Origin of the sequence: Streptomyces sp. SID11385, assembly GCF_010548245.1 — a bacterium.
Taxonomy (GTDB): Bacteria; Actinomycetota; Actinomycetes; order Streptomycetales; family Streptomycetaceae; genus Streptomyces.
Genome location: NZ_JAAGLR010000747.1, coordinates 1 through 21,734, shown reverse-complemented (window position 1 = coordinate 21,734; position 21,734 = coordinate 1). Strand labels below are relative to the sequence as shown.

11 protein-coding genes are annotated in these 21,734 nt (G+C 70.8%); 5 read left to right on the top strand and 6 right to left on the bottom strand.

From position 1 onward, the window contains the following. The first annotated feature begins 108 nt into the window (after nucleotides 1-108). The 3 genes from G3I42_RS22710 (at nucleotide 109) to G3I42_RS22700 (ending at nucleotide 3,003) form a co-directional block, all read left to right on the top strand. Nucleotides 109-903 carry an SDR family oxidoreductase gene (locus tag G3I42_RS22710; protein WP_164288759.1) on the top strand — a complete coding sequence of 265 codons (795 nt, stop codon included), beginning with the start codon at nucleotides 109-111 and terminating at the stop codon, nucleotides 901-903. A 508-nt stretch (nucleotides 904-1,411) separates the two neighbouring features. Next, nucleotides 1,412-2,680 carry an ATP-binding protein gene (locus G3I42_RS22705; RefSeq protein ID WP_239096620.1) on the top strand — a complete coding sequence of 423 codons (1,269 nt, stop codon included), beginning with the start codon at nucleotides 1,412-1,414 and terminating at the stop codon, nucleotides 2,678-2,680. Further along, nucleotides 2,677-3,003, top strand: a complete 327-nt coding sequence (locus G3I42_RS22700) for a DUF742 domain-containing protein (protein ID WP_164288757.1) — start codon at nucleotides 2,677-2,679, stop codon at nucleotides 3,001-3,003. The genes G3I42_RS22705 and G3I42_RS22700 overlap by 4 nt, the downstream gene beginning before the upstream one ends. A gap of 57 nt (nucleotides 3,004-3,060) precedes the next feature. Here the strand turns inward: G3I42_RS22700 and G3I42_RS22695 are convergent, their stop codons facing one another. The 3 genes from G3I42_RS22695 to G3I42_RS22685 form a co-directional block, all read right to left on the bottom strand. Next, nucleotides 3,061-3,657 (bottom strand): hypothetical protein, encoded by a 597-nt coding sequence (locus G3I42_RS22695; RefSeq protein ID WP_164288755.1) that lies wholly within the window; start codon nucleotides 3,655-3,657, stop codon nucleotides 3,061-3,063. A 7-nt stretch (nucleotides 3,658-3,664) separates the two neighbouring features. Next, nucleotides 3,665-14,101, bottom strand: coding sequence for a LamG-like jellyroll fold domain-containing protein (locus tag G3I42_RS22690; protein ID WP_343244633.1), 10,437 nt, complete (start codon nucleotides 14,099-14,101; stop codon nucleotides 3,665-3,667). Between the two features lie 396 nt (nucleotides 14,102-14,497). Next, nucleotides 14,498-15,115 (bottom strand): GNAT family N-acetyltransferase, encoded by a 618-nt coding sequence (locus tag G3I42_RS22685; protein WP_164288751.1) that lies wholly within the window; start codon nucleotides 15,113-15,115, stop codon nucleotides 14,498-14,500. Nucleotides 15,116-15,401: 286 nt separating this feature from the next. On the opposite strand from G3I42_RS22685, the gene G3I42_RS22680 reads away from it, so the two are divergent. Continuing rightward, on the top strand, nucleotides 15,402-17,153 hold the full coding sequence (locus tag G3I42_RS22680; protein ID WP_164288749.1) for a glycosyl hydrolase family 18 protein: 1,752 nt from the start codon (nucleotides 15,402-15,404) through the stop codon (nucleotides 17,151-17,153). A 79-nt stretch (nucleotides 17,154-17,232) separates the two neighbouring features. On the opposite strand, the gene G3I42_RS22675 is transcribed toward G3I42_RS22680, so the two are convergent. From G3I42_RS22675 to G3I42_RS22665, 3 genes are all read right to left on the bottom strand, one after another. After that, nucleotides 17,233-17,694 carry a nuclear transport factor 2 family protein gene (locus G3I42_RS22675; protein ID WP_164288747.1) on the bottom strand — a complete coding sequence of 154 codons (462 nt, stop codon included), beginning with the start codon at nucleotides 17,692-17,694 and terminating at the stop codon, nucleotides 17,233-17,235. A 76-nt stretch (nucleotides 17,695-17,770) separates the two neighbouring features. Next, a complete protein-coding gene (locus G3I42_RS22670) occupies nucleotides 17,771-18,859 on the bottom strand; it encodes a Gfo/Idh/MocA family oxidoreductase (protein WP_164288745.1) in 1,089 nt (362 codons plus the stop codon). After that, entirely contained in the window at nucleotides 18,844-19,512 is a 669-nt protein-coding gene (locus G3I42_RS22665) for a ThuA domain-containing protein (protein WP_164288743.1), read from the bottom strand. Before G3I42_RS22665 ends, G3I42_RS22670 begins: the two co-directional genes overlap by 16 nt. A 311-nt stretch (nucleotides 19,513-19,823) precedes the next feature. Here G3I42_RS22665 and G3I42_RS22660 point away from each other — a divergent pair. Continuing rightward, the coding region (locus G3I42_RS22660; protein ID WP_164288741.1) for a DUF2264 domain-containing protein at nucleotides 19,824-21,734 on the top strand (1,911 nt) is incomplete at its 3' end.

Here is a 21,734-nt window from a genome sequence, read left to right as displayed (position 1 = left end):
TCCGTCCGGCACGCCGCGCGAAAGAAGCCCCTGCGGCGATCGAGGATGCGGAATCGGGCAGACGCACCTCACGACCCCCCGTACCCCCTCCACGATGGGAGCCCCCGGATGCATGTCACCCTCGACGGCAGGACCGCACTCGTCTCCGGATCGACCCAGGGCATCGGCGCGGCCATCGCCGCCGGACTCGCCGAGGCGGGCGCGCGCGTCGCGGTCAACGGGCGCGACGCGGCCCGTACCGAAGCGGCGGCGGCCTCGCTGCGCGAGCGCTTCCCCGACGCGGAGATCCTGGCGGCGCCCGGTGACCTCGCGAGCGACGAGGGCCTGACCCAGGTGCTCGACCGGCTGCCGCGCACCGACATCCTCGTCAACAACCTCGGCATCTTCGGCGCGCGCCCCGCGCTGGAGATCGACGACGCGGAGTGGCGGCGCTACTTCGAGGTCAACGTGCTCAGCGCGGTGCGCCTCATCCGCGCCTACCTGCCGGGCATGATCGAGCGCGGCTGGGGCCGGGTGCAGAACCTGGCGAGCGACTCGGCCGTCGTGATCCCGGCCGAGATGATCCACTACGGCATGACGAAGACAGCGCTGCTCGCGGTGACGCGCGGTTTCGCGAAGGAGGCGGCGGGCAGCGGCGTCACGGTCAACTCGGTGATCGCGGGGCCGACGCACACGGGCGGCGTCGAGGACTTCGTGTACGAACTCGTCGACCGCTCCCTGCCCTGGGACGAGGCCCAGCGCGCCTTCATGCGCGAGCACCGGCCGCAGTCGCTGCTCCAGCGCCTCATCGAGCCGGAGGAGATCGCCCACATGGTGGTCTACCTCAGCTCCCCGCTCGCCTCGGCGACGACGGGCGGCGCGCTGCGGGTGGACGGCGGGTACGTGGACGCGATCCTGCCGTAGGCGCGGTTCGCGGTCCGGACACCGTGGGCTCTCGCCGGGTACGGGGCCGGGGCGCCGTGCGTGCGCTCGGTAGCGGGCGGCGGCATGCCCGTACCCGATCGGGCGGGTGCGACTCCAGGCGCCACGCCGGGCGCGGGGGCTGCGGGGCATGGCTCTTTCGGGGGGCACGACCCCACCCGGGTGGGGGTGGCGCGAGGGGGCGTGTCATCCGATCGACGGAATGCGGGGGCCACTTTGCGTAACCGGGGCGCGGGCGGAGCACGGCTAGCCACATGAGGCAGCAGAGCTTTTCCGCCCGCCGCGCCCGGTGGGCGCCCGGATTACCCGGGATACCGCTGTTCGGGCGATATGCTCGCCCGGTCGGTGCGGGGTCCGGTTCCCGAAAGGGGCGTGGACTGCGTCCTGTTGACGGCCCGTCCGGCCGTCCGTCCCCGCGCCCGCCCGGCGCCCCGGTCCCCCGGCGGCGCCTTGCTCCCCACCTCTTCCGTACGTCCCCCGAAGGTGCTCGATGCCTCGTCCCCCCGTCTCTTCTCCCGGCCCCGTCCCGGCGCCCGCGTCGTCCGGCCGGGCGACCGGTGTGCTGTGGCCGGCGACGCTGCTCACGCTGCTGTGCGGCTACGGCGGCGCGGTCTCGCTGCTCGCCGCGCAGCGGCTCGCGACCGCCGTCCTGCTCGGCACGCTGATGGTGCTCGCGCTGTGCGGCCTGGAGGCGCTGCGCCGTCAGCACCGCACGGCGGTCGCCGACGGCGAGTCGCTCGCCCTGGAGCTGTCCCGGCGCGCGGCGCAGTCCGAGCGCAGGGACGCGGACTGGCAGTCGTACCTGACGGAGCAGTCGGAGCTGATGCGCCTGGAGCTGGAGCACTTCGTCAAGGAGCGGCTGCCCGCGGCGGTCCGGGGCCGGACGGTGCCCCCACCGCGTCCGCAGAGCGCCGAGCTGACGCAGGCCGTCGCGGATCTCTTCGAGCGGGTGCTGTGCGAGGTGGCCGAGGAATGCGAGTACCTGGAGGAGACGCGCCGGCTCGTCCTGGTGGAGCTGGCGGGGCGGGTGCAGAGCTCGGCCCACCGCATCCAGTCGGCGGTCACGGGCCTCTCGGACCGGTACCCGGAGGACGCGGAGCTGCTGGAGACGACGATGCTCGCCGACCACGCGGCGACGCAGCAGGCGCGGCACGCGCAGAGCCTGAAGGTGCTGTGCGGGGAGTGGCCGGGGCAGGAGTGGCGGCAGCCGCTGAGCCTCGTGGACGTCGCGCGCGCCGCTTCGGGCCGCATCGTCGCCTACCGCAGGGTCGAGGTGACGGGTGATCCGGCTCCCGCCGTACGGGCCGCGCTCGCCGAGCCCCTCATCCACCTCGTCGCCGAACTCCTGGCCAACGCCACGGAGTACTCGCCACCGCGCACGACGGTCCCCGTCACCGTGCGCGCCGTGCAGAAGGGCGCGGTCGTCGAGGTGCACGACGGGGGCCTCGGTCTCGCGACGGACCGGCTGAACACCGCGCGCGAGATCGCCTCGGGCCGCAGGCCGCTCGGCCTGCGCGAGGTCGGCGAGGTCCCGCAGACGGGCCTCGCGGTCGTCGGGCAGTACGCGCGGCGGCACGGCTTCCAGGTCGACCTGGGCCCCTCCCCGTACGGCGGCCTGCGCGCCGTCGTCCTCGTCCCCGCCGCCGCGCTCACGGACGGCGAACCGGCGGACGAGCCCTTCGACGCCGTTCCCCGGGCCGTGCTCGACCAGGCGGAACGCACGGCCGACCTCGTCCCGCACCCGACGGGCACTGCATGAGCGCCCCGGCGGCACTGCGCCCGTACGTCATCACGCGCGGACGCGCGCGGGCCACGTACGGCATCGCCCTCGAAGCCCTCCTGACCACGCGCCAGGCCCCGCGCCCCCTGACCCTCAACCCGGAGGAGCGCACCCTGCTCGACCTGTGCGCCCGCCCCACGGCCCTCGCCGAGGCCGCCGCCCGCCTCGCCCTCCCCCTCGGCCTCACCCGCGTCCTCGCCTCGGACCTCGTGGTCCAAGGCCTCCTGACGGTGAGCGAAAGCGTGCCACCGGAGGTCCGGCTGCTGCGGGACGTACTGGCGGGGCTGCGGCGGATGACGTGAAGTGAAAGGGGGTGGTGTCTCCTGGTGCGTTCCGACACCACCCCTGTCACAGCGACCTCACTCCCAGGCGTCGAAACCCGCTTCGTCCATACGCAGCTCGTCCTCCGCATGGAGGAATCGCGCTCCGCCGGCACCCCACAGGCTTTCATCCGTCAGAGGGCAGAACGCGAACTCGGCGCGCAACATCCCGACAAGGAAGCCAGCCATCCCACGGTCGAAAACGGTCCATTTCGCGTCCCCACGCCCCCACACAGCGACAGGCCAACGGTCTGGATCCGCATCCACCGCGACCCAGTACAGGCCGTCGGCCCCGATGGTCGCGCCCCACCTGAGCAACTCCGCAGGAGCGGCGGGCCTGCTGGCCGACCGGACAGCGGAGTCACCCCCCGACCTTTCCACGGAAAGCCACTTGATCGGCCCCGCGTAAGCAGTATCCGCCGAGGCAGGAACATTGATGCCAATATTATCCTCGATACTTCCACCACCATACGCCGTGACGAATTCCCGGTAATCTGCTGGAAGGGAACGTACGCCCAGCTCACGGGCAGCCGACTCCCAGTCCAGGACATCCCCGGCCTTTTCGCTCCGGGCGTGAAAGGTCAGCAGCTCCCGCAGATCACCAAAAGAGTCTCGCACAACGTTCTCCTCAGTCACTGCGAAATCACCGCATAGAATCGGTCGGAACCGGAACACCCAGGTGAGTCACCGTTCCGGCATTTATCCAAGCGCCAGTACGGTTACTGTACATCAGGTTAGGAACACTGACTTTCATGTCAATTCCCCGACTCCCATCAGGCCACATTCCTTCTGCCAGCATATCGAAGGACTTCGGCACCGTCCGTGACTTTTCATAGACCGGCGTGACTCTGTAGTAGACGATTTCGCCACTGTCGATGGCGCTCCTTACCCGGTCCTCGTAGTGCGACATCGGAGGAACCGGGTTCCCCGGATCAGTTTCGGCCTGCCGATCGGAATTCGCTGACCTTGAGCACGTGGCAAGGTTTCGCAAATCCTGCCCGTTGCCCCCGAGCTGACTGCCCAGCAGGTGACAATTGTTCACCCAGAACCGGCGGGGACTGTTCTGATGGTACGTGGCGGTGCGACGCAGCCATTGATATCCCGGCGGACGGATTTCCCTGGTCGTGGGAGAACCTGGGTGCGAGGAAATTCTTGCGCTGTCCAGACACGCCTCGATCCCAACAGCACGATTACCGTGTTCCGCGTCCGTTTCACTGGGCCTGACCCAGCCCTCCCCGCCCCGCCTGCACGTCGGGTCGTCGTCACGCGACCCGTTCCCATTGGCATTCCCTGCCGCCGTCTCGTACGTCCCCTGGTCGTGCGGTTGGTACGCCCCCTTCTCGTCTCCGGCGTTGAGCATCTTGAGCGCGCCGACGACCATGTCGATGACGTCACCGGGCTTCCAGCCACCGTTCTTCGGGTCCCAGTCCGGCTTCGGGGTCGGACGGGCGGGTGCGGTGACCGGGTGCGGCCCGTTGTTCGGGTTCTGATCGATCGGCGGAGCCGGAGGACGCACGGGAATGCGGACGGCCGGGACACTGGTCGGGGCCCACGGAGCGGTGTTCGGCACGTAGCCGGTGTAGCCACCGCCGCCACCGTAACCACCCCCGTAGCCGCCACCGCCGCCGCGTCCCCCGCGACTGCCGCGCGAACTCTTGCCGCTGCTCTTGGACGCCTGCCGCCGCATGGCGTCGGCCTGCGCGTTGATGCTGTCCACCATGGACTGGTTGGACGAGATGACGGAACCGAACGGCCCGTAGGAACCGGCGTGCGAACCGCCGGAGGTCAGGGAACCGTGATTCCCCTTGTAGTTCTTCACACCGTTGTGAATCGAACCGCCGATGGCGAGCCCGCCGGCGACGGCGACGCCTCCGACGACGAGGTCATAGAGAGCTATGCCGCAGATCACGAGAACGGGGCCGATGCAGTGCCCGTTTGGATCGGTCCCGTTGACCGGGCTGCCGAGGCCGTAGCTGTAACGGTTGGCCTGCCCGGACGGTGTGGCGTCGAGTTGCCACGTGTCCCGCGAGTCAAAGCCGCCCGTTTCCGGCGAGTACCAGCGCGAGGCCATGTTGACGTCGCCGTTGTCCGGGTCCGTCCAGCCCGACTGGTATCCCACCGCCGGCGAGGTTCCTTCTGCCGACACCGCCATGCCGAAGGGGTCGTAGCCGGTGGAACTCGTGACCTTCGTGCCATCCGGGGTCAGCCCCGCGATGACATCGGTGTGCTGATCGGTGAGCGCCAGGCGGCTCTCTCCGTCCGTCGTCCAAGAGAAGAGGAGGCCCTCGGGCGTACGGCTGTAGGTGGAGGTGCCGTCCGAGGTCACGTCGTTCGAACCGCCGTCATAGGTGAAATCGGTGTCCCCACGACGCTGCACGCGGTCGAGGGAGTCGTAGGAGCTGGTCACCCCGCCGTCCTCGACCTTGCGCTCGAAAGCGTCGAAGGCGAGGTCACGCGTGGCGGAGCCGTCGCTCTTGACCGAGGCGAGAGTGCCGCGCGGCGTGTAGGAGTAGGTCTTCGCGCCCTGTGTCAGCAGCCGGTTGCGGGCGTCGTACGTCGCCTCGACATCGCCGGTTCGCGTCCGGTTCCCGGCCGCATCCCACGCGTAGGCGACGGTACCGCTACCGCTCGTCCAGGAGGTCATCCGGCCGGAGTCGTCGTAGGTGTACGACTCCTCGATGTCCGCCCCGAGACCGGTGCTCTTCTTGCTGACGAGTTGGTCGTCGAGGTCGTAACCGTAGGAGATTCGAGAGGTCGTCCGGGTGTCGTCGGCGCTGCCCACAGTGTCGGTGGCCGGCCGGCCGAGCGCGTCGTAGGTGTGCACTCGCTTGGCGTCCACCTGGTACCGGTCCGGCCCCGTGCGGGTGGCGTACTGCTCCAGGGTGAGCCTGCCAGCCGCGTCGAAGTCGTACCAGAGATCGCTGCCGAGAGCCCCGCCGCCGGACCAGTTAAGGCGCCCGGAGTTGTCGTAGCCGTACTGGTCGACCCCGGCCTCGGTGTCGCGGTAGGTCATCTGTCCGTCGTCGTTGTAACCGTAGACGGCGGAGCCGCTCGGCCCCTTGGCGGTGAGTACCTCGCCCCTGTCGTTGTACGTGTAGACCGTCTTCGTCAGCGAGTCCGCGCCGCCGCTCGCCGTCATCCGGCCCGAGAGGTCGTACTCCAGGTTCCGGTCCGTAGTGCTCGCATCGGCACCGCTGCCGCTCTCGTGCACCAGTCTGCCAAGAGCGTCGTAGGCGCTGTGCCGGGTGACTCCGCCGGGCAGGTGCTGGGTGACAGCTTGACCCGCCTTGTCGTAAACGGTGGTCCAGGTGCGGTTCACCGGTTCCGGGTGGGCGGCAGTGGGCGGTTCGGTCGTGGATTCGGGAAGGTTCCAGGCGTTGAAGGTGTAAACGGTCTCGTTGCCCCTCCCATCGGTCAGTCGGGTCAGGTTGCCCACCGCGTCATGGCCGAACGAGGTCGCGATCGTCTCACCGTCCTTGACGGGTTCGGTCTGCCCGGTGAGACGGCCGAGCGCGTCGTAGGCGAAGAGAGTCGTGGCGCCCCCGGCCGAGACGGCGCTGCGGCGATTGCCCTCAACGTCGTACTCGTTCCGCGTCGTACGCAGCGGATCGGCGCCCGTTCCGTAGTCGGTGACCGCGGTGACCTCACTGAGCGCGTTGTAGGCGCGGGTGGTCCGCCGGTTGGTGGCGTCCACCGTCTCGGTGGAACGGCCGAGACCGTCGTAGGCGTACCGCGTCGTGCCGCGCGTATCGGAGGCAGTGAGCTGCTCACCGGCCGGGTTGTAGGTGGCGGTGCTCGTCACCCCGGCGGGGCTGGTGGTCGAGCGGAGGTTGCCCGCGTCGTCCCAGACCGAGCGGCTGACGAGAACGCGCAGATCGGGAAAGCGCTCCATGACGGTGCCGGTGAGCTGTCGGCCGAGTTCGTCGTAAGTCGCCTCAGTACGGGCGCCGGTCGGGTCCGTGGCCGACAGCTGGAGGCCGGTCGGGGTCCAGACGTAGCGCGAGACGCCGCCCTCTCCCCCTCCCTCGGCGCCGAGCAATCCGGGCACGGGCGAGCTCTTCAGAGCTGTCTTGGCGTCGGCGACCGGGTCGGTCCTGCTCGTCATGTTGCCGAGTTGGTCGTAACCGTAGCGCGTGACGCGCCCCAAGGGGTCAGTGACGGTCTGCGCGAGGCCGAGCGCGTTGTAGGTGGTGCGGGTGGTCGACGCGAGCGGGGTGTCGGAGCCGGGCGGGGTGTAGTCCGGAAGCGTGCCTGCCACGACCCGGCCAAGTCGGTCGTACGTGACCGTGGATGTCTTGCCCCGGCTGTCCTCGGTTTCGGTGACCTCGCCGAATGCGTTGTGGCCGAAGCGAGTAGTAGGCCGTGCGGACACGGCGCCCTCGCCGTTCTCCTCAGTCATGACCGAAGGCGACTTCTGTTCGACGAGATTGCCGAGAGCGTCGTAGCGGTATGCGGTTGTGTGGGCTGCGGCGTCGGTGCCACTGACGTTGCCCAATGGCGAGACGGTGGTGAGCGGCAGACCACGCTGGTCGTAAGTGGCGGTCGTCGTGTGGGTGCTCGTGCCGTCCGTGACGGACTGACGGATCACGTTGCCTGCGGCGTCGTAATCCTGCGTGCTCGTCAGCCGCTTGGAGCCGTCGATGGTTTCGGTCTGCTCGGTGACGCGGTCGTCCTTGTCGTAGGCGAGGGTGGCGACGCGGTTGAGTCCCGCGGGGTCGAGGGTGGACGACGTGGGGCGTCCGAGGGCGTCCACTGTGAAGGTCTGCTTGGTGGTTCCGTTGCCCGTGACGGTGGCGACGAGGTTGCCCGCCGCGTCGTAGGTGTCGCTCTCCAGGACGATGTCGTGCGTGCTTCCGTCGGCCTGTGTGACCCGCTTGGCCGTCACCGTGGCCGGCAGCCCGTCGTCGAAGTAGGTGTACTCGGTTGTGGCGCCCATGGCGTCAGTGGTGGAGGCGAGGCGTCCGGCCGGGTCGTAGGCCCGGGACTCCAGGACGAGATCGCGGGTCCCGCCGGCGGGATCGCCTGTCCAGTCGCGCAGCGTGGTCGTCGTAGTCCGTCCGGCGGCGTCGTAGGCGACATCGGTCCTGTTTCCCGCCGGGTCCGTCGTGCCGCTCAGCAGTCCGATGCTGTTGTACCGCAGTTCCGTGACCTGACGCTCGGGGTCGGTCACCGAGTCGTTTCGGCCGTGCGCATCGTAGTGATACGTCGTGGTGCGGGCGGCGTCGTTGCCTGCGGCGTCCTCGGCGCTCTCGCTGAGGAGGTTGCCGTCCGCGTCGAAGACGCGGCTGATGCGGGCGGTGTGCGGAGTACCGGTGAGCTCGTCGCGGACGGTGACGCCTGTTTCCGCGACGACCTGGGAACGCTCGTCATAGATGTAGCCGGTAGTGACGCCCTCGGGCTGGCTGTCGGAGACCTGTGTCTCGGTCAGCATGCGTCCGAGGCCGTCGTAGGTGTAACGGGTGCGGAGGCCCGAGGGGCTCGTGACCTCGGCGAGGTCACCGTTGGCGTGGTAGCGGTACGCGGTGACGGCGCCCGCGGCGGTGGTCCGCTTGGCCGGCAGGTAGGCGGGCGTGGTCCCGCCGCCGACGGCGCTCTCGCTTCCCGTGGTGTACGTGGTGGTCTCCTTGCCGGTGACCGGGCGCTGGATGGCGGTGACCTGACCCTGCGCTGTGTACGTGTACGTGGAGCGGTACGTCGTGTCAGCGGCGTCACGCGAGCGGGCGTCACTGACCGTCAGAGGAAGGTTGTTGCGCGGGTCGAGAACATCCTTCTCGTTGTAGAACGCAGTGCTGAAGGAGGTCCAGCAGGAGTTCGCGTCGCGGCACGTGGTGGTGGAGACGGTGTTGCCGTGCTTGTCGTGCCCGGTGACGGTTGTGTGCCCACCCGGGTCGGTGACGGTGTGCAGGTTCCCGCCGATGTCGTAGGCGTAGGCTGTGAGGCCGCCCAGGGGATCGGTGGTGGAGACCAGCCGACCGCCGCGTAGTGCGTCGAACCGCGTGGTGGCGATGTGGTCGGCGGGGTCGGTGACCTTGACGGAGGCGACGAGGTCGGCTTCGAAGGTCTCGGCCTGCGCCCGGTAATGGGCGGCGGCCTGTTGGGCGGTGAGGGCCGTGCGGTACAGCGCGACCTCGTCGAGCTGCCCGGCCAGGTAGTAGGTGCCGGAGGGGACTCCCATCCAGCTCTCACTCGCGTACCCGGCGCCGATCGCCGCATAGGCTCGTGACTGGTCGGATATCGCCTCGTCTCGGGAGCCGACCTTGACGCCGTCCAGGTAGAGGGTCTGCCCGCTGGGCCCACCGCTGAGGACGACGTGGTGCCACGCGTCGTCGGTGACCTTGGCGCCGGAGGTGATCGGCCCCTGGGCCCCGCTGACGCCCTCCTCACGGAACTCGCCCCGGAGTTTCCCGTCGGCGTCGATGTTGAGGACGGGGCGCCACGAGGCGGCGGGGGTCTGGCCCACGGGCGCTTCCTGGAAACCTGCCAGAACCGCCTTGGCCTGCGCCGTCTTGAACCACATTTCGACGGAAAGGCTGGCGGCGCCCGCCAGGATGTCGGCGGGGGTCTCGATGTAGCCCTTGTCCGCGAGTTCGATCGAGGTGTTCCCACCCGAGCCGAAGACGCCTGTGGAGGCGAGCTGGGTGGTGTTCCCGTGCAACGTCGCGTGCGTCGACACGCCACCGGCCGTGCTCGCGAGTGCGGTACCGCTCTCCTCGCCAAGCCGCCAGTAGGCGGCGGGGGCGTCGGCGAGCGCGACTCCCCGATACTGGTCGTCGCTACCGCTCAGTTGCACGGTGCGCGCTTCATAGTGGGTTCCGACGGCTCCGAGACCGACGGGCTTCTTGCTGACCCACGGCACGAGGCTGCGCCCGTAGAAGGCGGCTTCGTCGATCTGCCCGGTGAAATTCCGGTACGCGCCGGCCTCACCGTCCCAGCCGGAGGAGACGTAGCCGCCACCGATGAAGACGTGCGGGTGGCGGACAGTGCTGACCGGTCCCGCGTTCTGGCCCTGGAGCCGCCCGTCGAGGTAGAGAGCTGAGCCGTCCGCGGTACCCGTGAGGACAACGTGGTGCCAGGCGTTGTCGGTCACCGTGGTGCGCGAGAGCAGCGAGTCGTTATCGGGCTGGAACTTGCCGCGCACCCTGCCGTCCGCGTCGATGACGAGCATGGGGCGCCAGCCGGTCGGTGTATCACCGAACTCGCTATTCTGCATCGTCGCCAGGACGCCGCGTTTCTTCGTACGGAACCACAGTTCGACACTCATGTCGGTGCCCGTGCCGAGGGACTCGGCGGGGACTTCGACAGAGCCGCTGCCGTCGAAGGACGCGGCCGGGTCGTCCTGCTCGCGGAAGACCCCGGGAGCGCCTGGGCGCGAGCCGTCGAGGTAGTCTCCGTCCCCGCCTGAGTCGAGGGCGCTCAGGACGGTCGCGCCCGTGTGCTCGCCAAAGCGCCAGTAGCCGGTGGGCTTCCCTCCGCGCACGAGATCCGCGTAGGCGCCCGAGGCTCCGGTGTAGTCGAGGGCGGAGACACTGCGCATGACCCCCGCCTCGTCGGTGTGACGCGTCAGCCGGCCCGAGACCTGGTCGTACGAGGCGACGGCGTGAGCCCGGCCGGAGGGCAGGGTGACCGTGGTCAGGCGGGTTCGCGCGGTGCGTGCCGCGTAGTGCTCGCTGACGGTCTCCGGGTCCAGGGGGTGGTCGTAGAAGGCGACTTCGTCCATCTGCCCCTTGAAGTGCCGTTCGCCGTCCGGGTCACCGGTCCAGCTGGTGCTGGTGTACCCGGCGCCGAGGTAGGCGTAGTCACGGGCTTGGTCGGAGACGCCGCCGTCGATCGTGCCGAGCTTCTTCCCGTCGAGGTAGAGCGACTGGCCTGCCGCGTCGGCAGTGAGGACCGCGTGATGCCAGGCGCCGTTGGTGACGGCCGCGGGCGAGGTGACAGGACCGCTCGCACCGGCCATGCCGGTACGCCGGAACTCCCCACGCAGTTTGCCCTTGGAATCGATGTTCAGCACGGGGCGCCACGAAGCGGCGGGCTTCTGGCCCAGCTCGTCCTCCTGGAAGCCGACGAGCACGGCGGAGGCCGTCGTGGTCTTGAACCACAGCTCGATGGCCGGGTAAGCGGCCGCCTTCAGGCTGCTCGCGGGGAGTTCGACGACCGAGTCGGTGCCGTCGAAGGTGACCGCGGTATCCGTGGTCCCGGCAGTCGCGCCCGCGGCGCCCAACGTGACGTCGCGGTAGGTGCCTTCCTTGAGCCCGGTGGCCGAGGGCGCTTCCCCGGCGGCGACGGAGCCCTCGCTCTCGCCGAGGCGCCAGTAGGAGGTGGGGGCGGCGTCGAGCACACCACTGCGGTAGACGGAGCCGTCCTCGTAGACGTAGTCGGTGCACGCGGTGGTGGTGTCTGGCGGACACACCCGGGTGAGCCGGTCTCCCTTGTACGTGTAAGTCCAGGTGAGCCCAGCCGTCTGCGAGCCCACCGCGTTCGTGGTGACGGAGGTGACGTGGCCGCCGCTCCAGGTGAGGTCGAGAGAGCGGCCGGAGAGGCTGTCGGTGACCTTGATCAGGTCACCCCCGTCCTCGGCCTCGCGCTTCAGGCGCTGCATGCGTCCCGAGGCGTCCATGACGGCCGCGAGCTGACCGGTCGGCAGAAAGCTGTACGTGGTGCCTTTACTGTCGCGCAGGCTCCAGCTCTCACCGACGCCGGTGAGAGTGAGTGCGGTGCCGGAGGGGCCGGTGTAGCTGTTGTCCGCGTTGCGTCCGAAGCGGACCTGGGTTCCGTCGGCCATGGTCACCACAGCGGTATGGCTGTCGGGTTCGGTCCGGACGCGCATGTCCCAGCGTGTGGACCAGCCCGTGCCGAAGGGCCCGGAGGCACGCGGGTCGAGGGAGTTGTAGGTGCGGGTGACGGCAAGCTCGGGGCCGGCTGTGGTGAGGGCGGCGTCCGTGGCGGAGGTGTTGAAGTTGCCGTAGCGGGCACCGATCTCGCTCTGACCGTCGGTGGCGCCGAGGTGGCTCGTGACCATCGGCTGCGGCACCTCGGTGGACAGGCGTGCGGGTCCCGGTCGCTCAGAGGTCTTCTCGCCGTCATACGCGTAGGCGTACCAGGCGTAGGCCCTGTCCCAGGAGAGCCAGCCTTCCGGAACGGCCCACTGCTGGTCTTCGCCACGGCTGCCCTTGCGGCAGTTGGCCCGGGTGTTGCTGCCTTCGACCTCGCACACCTCGAAGGAGTACTGGAGGGTGGCCTTCGGGTAGGCGTCGGCGTCCTCTCCCTTGGCCCACAGAGTGGGGGTGAGGGTGTCGACGGTGATCCCGCCGGCAGGAGACTCGGCGGTGAGCTGAGGCGGCAGGTTGACAGCGGAGATCCGCACCGCGGGCCCCGGGATGCCCGCCGAGGTGAAGCGGCTGACGCCGTAGTCCGTCATGGTCCACTGGACGGTGTACGTGGCCGGGTCGAGCGGGGCGATCTTGGCATTCACCGTGACGCTGTCGCCGGGGGCGACGGCTTCGGGCATTTCCGTGTACGCCATCTTGGCGGAGTCGGTGATCTCCTTGTCCTTGGCGTCGTAGAGGTTGTAGCGGAGTTTGTACTTGCCGCCCTTGGGCCAGGTCTCCTGCCCACGATTGGTGAGAGTGACCTTCTGGATTCCCTCGCTCGTAGCGGTAACCGGAGCCGTGAAGTCACCGAGCCGGTATTCGGCACCGTACTTCGTCCACGTCACGTCGAGACTGGGCTTGCCGTTCGGGTAGTCGTCCGAGCCGAACTGCTTCCACCCCTTGCTGTCGCTCGTCGACGCCTTGACGGCGAGGCCGTAGTTCTTCTTGCGCCCGTGGGTCCAGTCGTCGACCAGTTTCCGGCCGGCGGAGCCGAGCTTGATGTTCTCCCATGCCGCCCCGCAGGACCACGTCGTCGTGCCCTCGGGGCGCCAACCATGCGCGAAGCTCTTCGAGGCGAGTGAAGAACCGGTCGCGGGCCCCGGGTACTTGGTGGTGGTCGACTCCGACCAGTTCGATGTGATCGGGTGGATCGTGACAGGGCGGGCCGTACAGGACTGGGACCACGTGTTGTACAGCGCGAGATTCGCGCCGACCACCCATGCGTTCTTGAGGGTGCTCTCCACCCCGCTGAAGCGGAGGAAGGCGGCGGCCTTGTGACTTCCTCCGTCGTAGGTCCCGGTCTTGAGCACGGTGTCGGAGGCAAAGCTCTGGTTGTAAGGGGATTCGACGTAGGTGCCGGATGTGGCGTCGAAGGACTTCAGCGACGGGTCGACCCGCACCGGGAAGACGCGCTCCGGAGCGTGCAGCCACTCGGCGTCAAGGGTCATGGTGACTGTGGGCGCACCGTTCTCGTCGCTCAGGCGGTACGTGACGCCGGATGAAACCTCTCCTTCCCGCGAGCCGTCGGTGGCGGCCGAGTCCTGCATCCAGCCGGCCGGCATGGTCGCGCGGACGACATCTTCAGCGTCCCGGAAGGCAATCCCGCCGTGGCCGTCCTCGCTCGCTGTGAGCCCCTTGAGGCTCAAGGGGAACTTCCACTCGGTGGCGGCCTTCGCATCCTTGAGGACGACGACCTCCTTCACCGAGGAGCCGCCCGCGACGAACTCCAGATCGGCGCCGACGCGCACGTCGCGGTACGCGACCGCGCTCTCCTCTGCCGATCCCACGACGGTACGGGCGTCCTGCACTCCGTACCCGACGGACAGTTCGTCTCCCACGCTCATGCTCACGAGCGGGAAGGCATCCGCGGTAGCGGCGAACGTAACGGGAGAGGCGGTGGACTCCGTCTCCCAGGCGGGGCCGTCCCCGGCACCGCTCAGCGAGCTGGCGCGGGTCTTCGCCGTCGGCACGAGCTTCGTGTCGACTGGTTTCCAGTCGCCCTGCTTGTCGCGGTAGTTGATCTGCTCGGTGTAGAAGCGGGTGGTGAGGGTCCCGTCCGGGTTCCGGTAGGTCCGCTCCGACGCGCCGCGCTCCTCGGGAAGTTCGACACTGCGTTGCGCGTCGAAGCCCGTCGGCCCGGCCGCGAGTGGCGGATCGACCTTCTCGGCGGTGGATGGCGCGGGTGGTTCGGGGTCTGTGGCGAGGACGGTCACGGATTCGTGCTCCGCGGCCGGAAGTCCCCCCTTGCCGGTGAGGGGCTTCGCCCTGCCGCCCCTCGCTTCCGCGGCAGTCGCATTCGTGGAGACGGTGTGCGCACGCTCCTCGGCACTGCCCCACACCTGGTCGGGCGCGTCTACGGCGAGCGACGCCGTGTCGCTCCCGGCCCACGCCGACTGCTCGGTTCCGGCCGTGATGGCCAGGAGAAAGGCCAGGGCGAGGACAAAAGGACGCGCGGGACGCACGGAACCCCCAGAGGAATGGATCTCGAAGAGGTGAGTTCTATCCGTGCACAGGAAAGACACGCAAGCCACAAAGGATCTTCACATGCTAGTGAGAGGAGAGTCACAACAAGAAAAGCCCCGAACCGGGCGAGAGCGACATCCGCCTTCCTACACCTCGCCCCCCGTCCCCCGCCCCAGGTACGTCAGCTCGCCCGCGTCCGGGACCGGGAGTTCGTGGAAGCCCAGGCGGTCGTAGAAGGCGCGGGCCGGGGTGTTGGCGGTGACCATGCCGAGGTGGACGCGGGGAGCGCCGTGGGCGGCGAGGGCCGTGAGGTGGGCGTTCATCAGGCGGCGTCCGAAGCCCTGGCGCTGGAAGGAGGGGAGGAGGTCGATGTGGAGGTGTGCGGGGTAGTCCTTGAGCGCCGGGACGCGCATCCGCTCGGGGTCGTGGAGGAGGCCCGCCATCACCTCGTCGGCGTCGGCCGCGGGGCCGGCCGGGAGCGGGTAGCGCTCCGCGTGGCGCGGCAGCCACTCCGCGCGGAAGCGGTCGACGAAGCGGTCCGTGTCGGCCGTGCCGAGGACGTAGCCCACCGCCCGCCCGCCGTCGTCGAGGACGAAGCACAGTTCCGGCGCGAAGGCCGCGTACGGGTGCGCGAAGAGCACCGGCAGGACGGACGGGTCGCGGTAGTGCGGGCGGGCGTCGCCGCCGAGGTGCGCGGTGCGCACGCAGATGTCGGCGAGCGCCTCGTGGTCGGCGGGGCGGTAGGGCCGTACGAACGGGGACATGCGTCGTTCCTCTCCGGGCGGCGCGCCTGCCGCCCGCCCCCGCGCGAACCTACGACACGGCGGGACGGGAGGACAGGGGGTTACGGGGAGCGCTCCCACCCTGCGCCGGCCCTCGGCTCCCGCGAGGCGACGTCCCGCTGACCGGGACGCGGCCCACTCCGCGCCAGAGGTCTTGACAACCCGATTGGTCTGGACCATCCTCCGGTCAGACGGTGGCCACCGTTCCGCACCCGCAGTGCCCGCAGTGCCCTGTTCTCCTCCAAGTGACTCCCTTCCGGAGGTAGTTGTGGAACGCGTCCCCTCTTCGGCGACCGGCAGACCCGGCCGCACCCGTCCCTCCCCCCGCTCCCGCCTGCGCCGGCTTTTCGGCGCGGGCGCCCTCGTGTCCGCGACCGCACTGCTGCTGAGCGGGCTCGTCGCCGGGACCGCCCAGGCCGCCGACGTCAACAACGCGCAGAACCCGGGCTTCGAGTCCGGGCTCTCGGGCTGGACCTGCAGCAACGGCAGTGGCGAGGCGGTGGGTTCGCCGGTCCACGCGGGCAGCGCCGCGCTGAAGGCGAGCCCGTCGGCGTCCGACACGGGCCAGTGCGTCCAGACCGTCAAGGTCAAGCCGAACGCCACCTACACGCTCGGCGCGTACGTGCAGGGCTCGTACGTCTACCTCGGCGCGAGCGGCACGGGGACGACGGACGTGTCCACCTGGACCCCCGGCACCTCCGGCTTCTCGCAGCTCAAGACCACCTTCACGACCGGCGCGAACACCACCTCGGTCCAGGTCTACCTGCACGGCTGGTACGGGCAGCCCGCGTACTACGCCGACGACGTGTCCGTGCTCGGCCCGGACGGGGGCGGCGGCGGGGGCACCACGCCGAGCGTGCCCGGGGCGCCCGGCGGCCTGAAGGCCGGCGCCGCGGCGGCGACCTCGGTCCCGCTGAGCTGGAACCCCGTCACGAACGCGACGAGCTACAACGTGTACCGCGACGGCGCGAAGGTGCAGTCGGTGACCGGCGCCTCGGCGACCGTCACGGGCCTGACCTCCGGCACGACGTACAGCTTCCAGGTCACGGCCGTCAACGCGGCCGGTGAGTCCCCGAAGTCCGCGGCCGTCTCGGCGACCACCACCTCGGGCGGCAACCCCGGGGGCGGCGGCTCCGTCCCGAAGCACGCCGTGACCGGCTACTGGCAGAACTTCGACAACGGCGCGACCGTGCAGACGCTCGCGCAGGTCCCGGCGCAGTACGACATCATCGCGGTCGCCTTCGCGGACGCCACCACCACGCCGGGCGCCGTGTCCTTCACGCTCGACTCCGCGGGCCTGAAGGGCTACACCGTCGACCAGTTCAAGGCCGACATCAAGGCGAAGCAGGCGGCCGGCAAGAAGGTCGTCATCTCCATCGGCGGCCAGAACGGCACGGTGTCCGTCGCCGACGGCGCCTCGGCGACGAACTTCGCCGACTCCGTGTACGCGCTCATGCGGACCTACGGCTTCGACGGCGTCGACATCGACCTGGAGAACGGCGTCAACTCCACCTACATGTCGCAGGCCCTGCGCTCCCTCTCCGCGAAGGCGGGCAGCTCGCTCGTCCTCACGATGGCGCCGCAGACGATCGACATGCAGTCCACGTCCGCCGAGTACTTCAAGACGGCGCTCAACGTGAAGGACATCCTCACGGTCGTCAACATGCAGTACTACAACAGCGGTTCGATGCTCGGCTGCGACGGCAAGGTCTACAGCCAGGGCTCGGTGGACTTCCTCACCGCGCTCGCCTGCATCCAGCTCCAGGGCGGCCTCGCCCCCTCGCAGGTCGGCCTCGGACTCCCGGCGTCGACGCGCGCGGCGGGCGGCGGCTACGTGGCGCCGACGGTCGTGAACAACGCCCTCGACTGCCTCGCGAAGGGCACCAACTGCGGCTCGTTCAAGCCCTCCACGACGTATCCGGCGCTGCGCGGCGCGATGACCTGGTCCACGAACTGGGACGCGACGGCGGGCAACGCCTGGAGCAACGCGGTGGGCCCGCACGTGCACGCGCTGCCCTGACGGGAGAGCGCGGAGCACGGGGGCGGTGCGGGGCCGGTGGCGCGACCGGTCCCGCACCGCCCCCTCCGTGCACCCCCCGTCACGCCCCGTGCCGCGGCGTCGGCCCCCCGAAGGCCAGGTGGAGGCGGCGGTGGGCGAGGAGCCAGGTGCCGTCGACGCGGCGGAAGGTGTCCTCGTAGTGGCCCGCGTTGGCCGGGGGCGGGGGCGGGACGAGGCGGGCGGGGTCGTTGCCGTCGACGCGGTAGGTGACGAAGTAGCTCGTCGCGTGCGCCGTGCCGGGCGAGTCCACGGTGACGCGGATGTTGGTCGCGAGGCGGCGCGAGAGACGGTCGGCGGGGCGCCCGCCGAAGTAGGCGGCCAGTTCCTCGCGCCCGGCGATGCGGCGACCGCCCGCCGCCCACTCCCACACCCCGTCCGGAGTGAACAGCTCGGCGACGGAGGCCGGTTCACCCAGGTCGAGCCGGTGGATGAGGTCGAGGACGAGGCGTTCGCAGGCGCGGGCCGCGAGCAGTTCCCGCAGGGAGTCTTCGTGTGCGTCCATTCCCCAGGGGTAGCAGAGCGCCGGACGGCCCCGCCACGGAATTCCTCCGCGACGGGGCCGCGGGCCCCGCGCCCCCTCAGACGCGCCCGGTGGTCACGAGCCTCGGCACCTCGCACGTACTGGCCACCTCGCGCGTGACCCCCTCGTGCGCCGAGTCGAGCAGCGTCAGCATCGTGTCGAGCACGTGGTGCGCGAGCCCCGCGGAGGCGCGGTGCGCCTGGCCCGTACGGAGCGAGTCGGCCAGGTCGGCGAGGCCGATGCCGCGCCCCGCGCCCGGGAACCCGGCGCTGGCGGGAAGTTCCTCCCAGCCCGCGCCCCGGTTCAGCTCGACGGGGCCGTCGAAGCCGTTGGGGTCGGGCACCGAGAGGGAGCCCTCGGTCCCGTAGACCTCGATGCGCGGCAGGCGCGCCGCCGGGATGTCGAAACTCATCACGAGCGTGCTCAGCGCGCCGCTCGCGTGGTGCAGGACACCGGTGACGTGCGTGTCCACCTCGACGGGGAAGCGGGTGCCCGCGCGCGGGCCGCTGCCGATGACGCGCTCCGCGCGCGGAGCGGAGACCGCGCCGGTGACCTTGGCGACCGGGCCGAGGAGGTGGACGAGCGCCGAGAGGTAGTACGGGCCCATGTCGAGCAGCGGGCCGCCCCCGGGCCGGTAGTAGAACTCCGGGTCCGGATGCCACGCCTCGTGACCCGCCGTCGTCATGAAGGCGGTCGCGGCGACGGGCGTGCCGATCCGTCCGTCCGCGACGGCCTTGCGCGCGGTCTGCGTCCCCGTACCGAGCACGGTGTCGGGGGCGCAGCCGACCCGCAGTCCGGCGGCCTGAGCCGCCGCGAGCACCGCGGCGGCCTCCTCCCGCGTCGCGGCGAGCGGCTTCTCGCCGTAGACGTGCTTGCCCGCCGCGAGCGCGGCGAGCGCGACCTCGGCGTGCACGGCGGGGATCGTCAGGTTCAGTACGGCGTCGACGTCCTCGCGGCCGAGGAGTTCCCCGACCGAGCCGAGCGCGACGGCGTCCCCGGCCCGCGCCGCGGCGGCCTTCGCGCGCGTCAGGTCGAGGTCCGCGACGGCGGTGACCCGCAGCGGGCGGGTGAGGCGGTCCAGGGAGTCGAGGTAGGCGCCGCTGATGGCACCCGCGCCGACGATGCCTATCCTCAGCGGCTCGCCCACAGCAGCCCCCTCTCCATCAGCAGACGCGCCCCGGGCACGTCGAAGTCGTCGGCCTTGTGGCCGATCGTGTTGACGAAGACGCGGCCCGCGCCGTAACGGCGGCTCCACACGGCCGGCATCACGACCTCCTCGCCGTGCTCCTCGCCGGCCGGGAAGACCGTCGTGGCGTGCACCTCGATCGCGGGATCGGTCGCGACCCAGTACTGCTCCGTGTGGACGTCGAAGTCCTCGATCCCCGCGACCAGTTCGTGCCCGGGGACGACGTGGACGCGGTGGTCGTGGAAGCCCTCGGGGTGCATGAGGAACTGCCCCCCGGTGAGCCGCTGGTAGTCGAGATCGCCGCGGAAGGAGTCCACGATGCCGCCGTGCCAGCCGGCCAGGCCGGTGCCCGCGCGGACCGCCGCGACCAGGCCCGCGCTCTGAGCGGGGGTCGCCTCGCCCATCGTCCAGCAGTGGACGATCAGGTCGGTGGCGGCGAGGCGTTCGGCGTCGGTGTAGACGTCGAGGGTGTCCGAGGTGTCGACCGTGAATCCGGCGTCCTTGAGGAAGGGCAGGAAGAGGTCGGTGATCTCGACGGGTGAGTGTCCCTCCCACCCGCCGCGGACGACGAGCGCCCTTCGGCTGGGGTTCGTCATGGTCTTGCACGCTCCCATCGGTGCTCACGGCCCCGCGCGGCCGGATCGAGGCCGGTGGGAGCCGGTCGGTCGCACCGCGCGGGCCCGGGGGAAGGGCATCGCGGGCACGGGGTGGTTCACGGTGTCGTCGCGCCGGCGACGCCGCCACCGGCGCGGGTGCTCCGCTCGGCCAGACGAACGTACGGAGGGCGCGCCAGGTTTGTCAATCGGCTTGACTAATGGAATCACGGCGGGCGCACAGGGTCCGGACAGCCGTCCTAGAAACCGCTTTCCACGCGGGCGTGGGCGGGGTAGCGTGCCCGGAACGCCCTGACGAAGGAGTACGCGTCATGCCGCAGCCAAGCACACCGGACCCCGCCCGCACAGCCCCCGGCGCCGACCCCGCCGCGTGGACCGGGCGGGACCGCTGGGGGCGGCTCGCCGACGACATGCTCCGCGCGGTGCGCCCGTACGCGAGCGAGCGGCACGCGCTGATCCGGCTGCCGGGCCCCGCGAGCGCGAGCGGCGAGTGGAGCGACGGCCTCGAAGGCTTCGCGCGCACCTTCCTCCTCGCCGCCTTCCGGCTGCGCGGCGAGGAGGGGAAGGACCCGCACGGCTTCGCCGAGTGGTACGCGCGCGGCATCGCCGCGGGTGTCGAACCGGAGAGCCCCGAGCGCTGGCCCACCTTCGCCGAGGCCAATCAGGCGAAGGTCGAGGCCGCCTCGATCGCGCTCGCGCTGCACGAGACGCGCCCCTGGATCTGGGACCGCCTGAGCGACCGCACCCGCGCCCAACTGCTCGACTGGCTGGGCCTCATGGTCGGCACCGACATGCCGCAGAACAACTGGATCTGGTTCCAGGGCGTCACGGAGGCGTTCGCGCGCACGGTCGGCGGGCAGTGGCGGCAGGAGGACCTGGACCGGACGATCGCGACGACGGAGGAGTGGTACCAGGGCGGCGGCTGGTACTCGGACGGGCTCACCGGCGGGGCGCACCTCAACCACGACCACTACAACGGCTGGGCCATGCACCTCTATCCGCTGTGGTTCACGCGCGTACTCGGCGGCGAGGCGCCCGAAGGGCTCGCCGAGCGCTACCGGGAGCGGCTGCGGCTCTTCCTCGCCGACTGGCGCCATCTCGTGGGCGGCAACGGGGCCCCGCTCTTCCAGGGCCGCTCGCTCACGTACCGCTGGGCGGCCCTCGCCCCGCTGTGGACGGGCACGCTCTTCGAGGCGAGTCCGCTGGCGCCGGGCGAGACGCGGGCCCTCGCGGCGCGCACGCTCTCCCACTTCACGGAGAACGGGGCGCTCACCGGGGACGGGCTGCTGAGCCTGGGCTGGCACCGCCCCTTCCGCGGCCTGACCCAGGTGTACTCGGGCCCGGCCTCGCCGTACTGGGCGAGCAAGGGCTTCGCGGGGCTGCTGCTCCCGGCCTCGCACCCCGTGTGGACGGCGGAGCCCGAGCCGCTCGCGGTGGAGCGCGGCGACTTCACGCGCACCCTGGACGGGCCGGGGTGGCTCGTGACGGGCACGGCCGCGGACGGGGTCGTACGGGTCGTCAACCACGGCGGTGACCACAGCGATCCGGCGCGGCTGTGGCCCGACGACCCGCACTACGCGCGGCTCGGCTACTCCACGCACGCGACCCCCGAGTACCCGGCGGACGCGGGCGAGGGCGCCTGGGAGGCGAGCGCGACGCTCGTCGACGCGGCGGGCCGGGCGGCGCACCGCAGGCCGCTGGCGCGGCTCTCGGTCGCGGACGGCGTGGGCGTCTCGCGCTCGCGCGCGCACTGGCCGGTGGACGCGGCGGGTGCGACGTGGGACCCCTTCGGCGGCCCGCCCGCCACCTTCCGCACGGGGCCCTGGCTCACGGTCGGTTCGGCGGTACGGGGCGCTGTCGAGGTGCGGGTGGCCCGGGTGGACCCGGCCGCCCCCGATGACGTCCCCGAGGTGCGGGTGCGGTTCGGCGGCTGGGCGCTCCCGGTGGGGACGGAGCCGGTACGGGAGCCGGAAGCGGGCCCTGGCGTACGGGTCGAGGCGGGCACGGGCACCTTCGCCGACGCGCCCTCGGGGACTCCCGGCCACGCCGCGGTGACGTCCCCGGACGGGCTCGTCTCCGCCGTGACCGACCTGGGCGGGCTGCCGCGCGCCTCGGTCCGCTCGGGCACGGGGTGCAGCCCGCTGGCACGCGATTCCGCCGCGCCGCTGCTCTCTTCGGAGGCGGCGGCCACCCCTGGCACGGTCTACGCCGCCGCCGTCCAC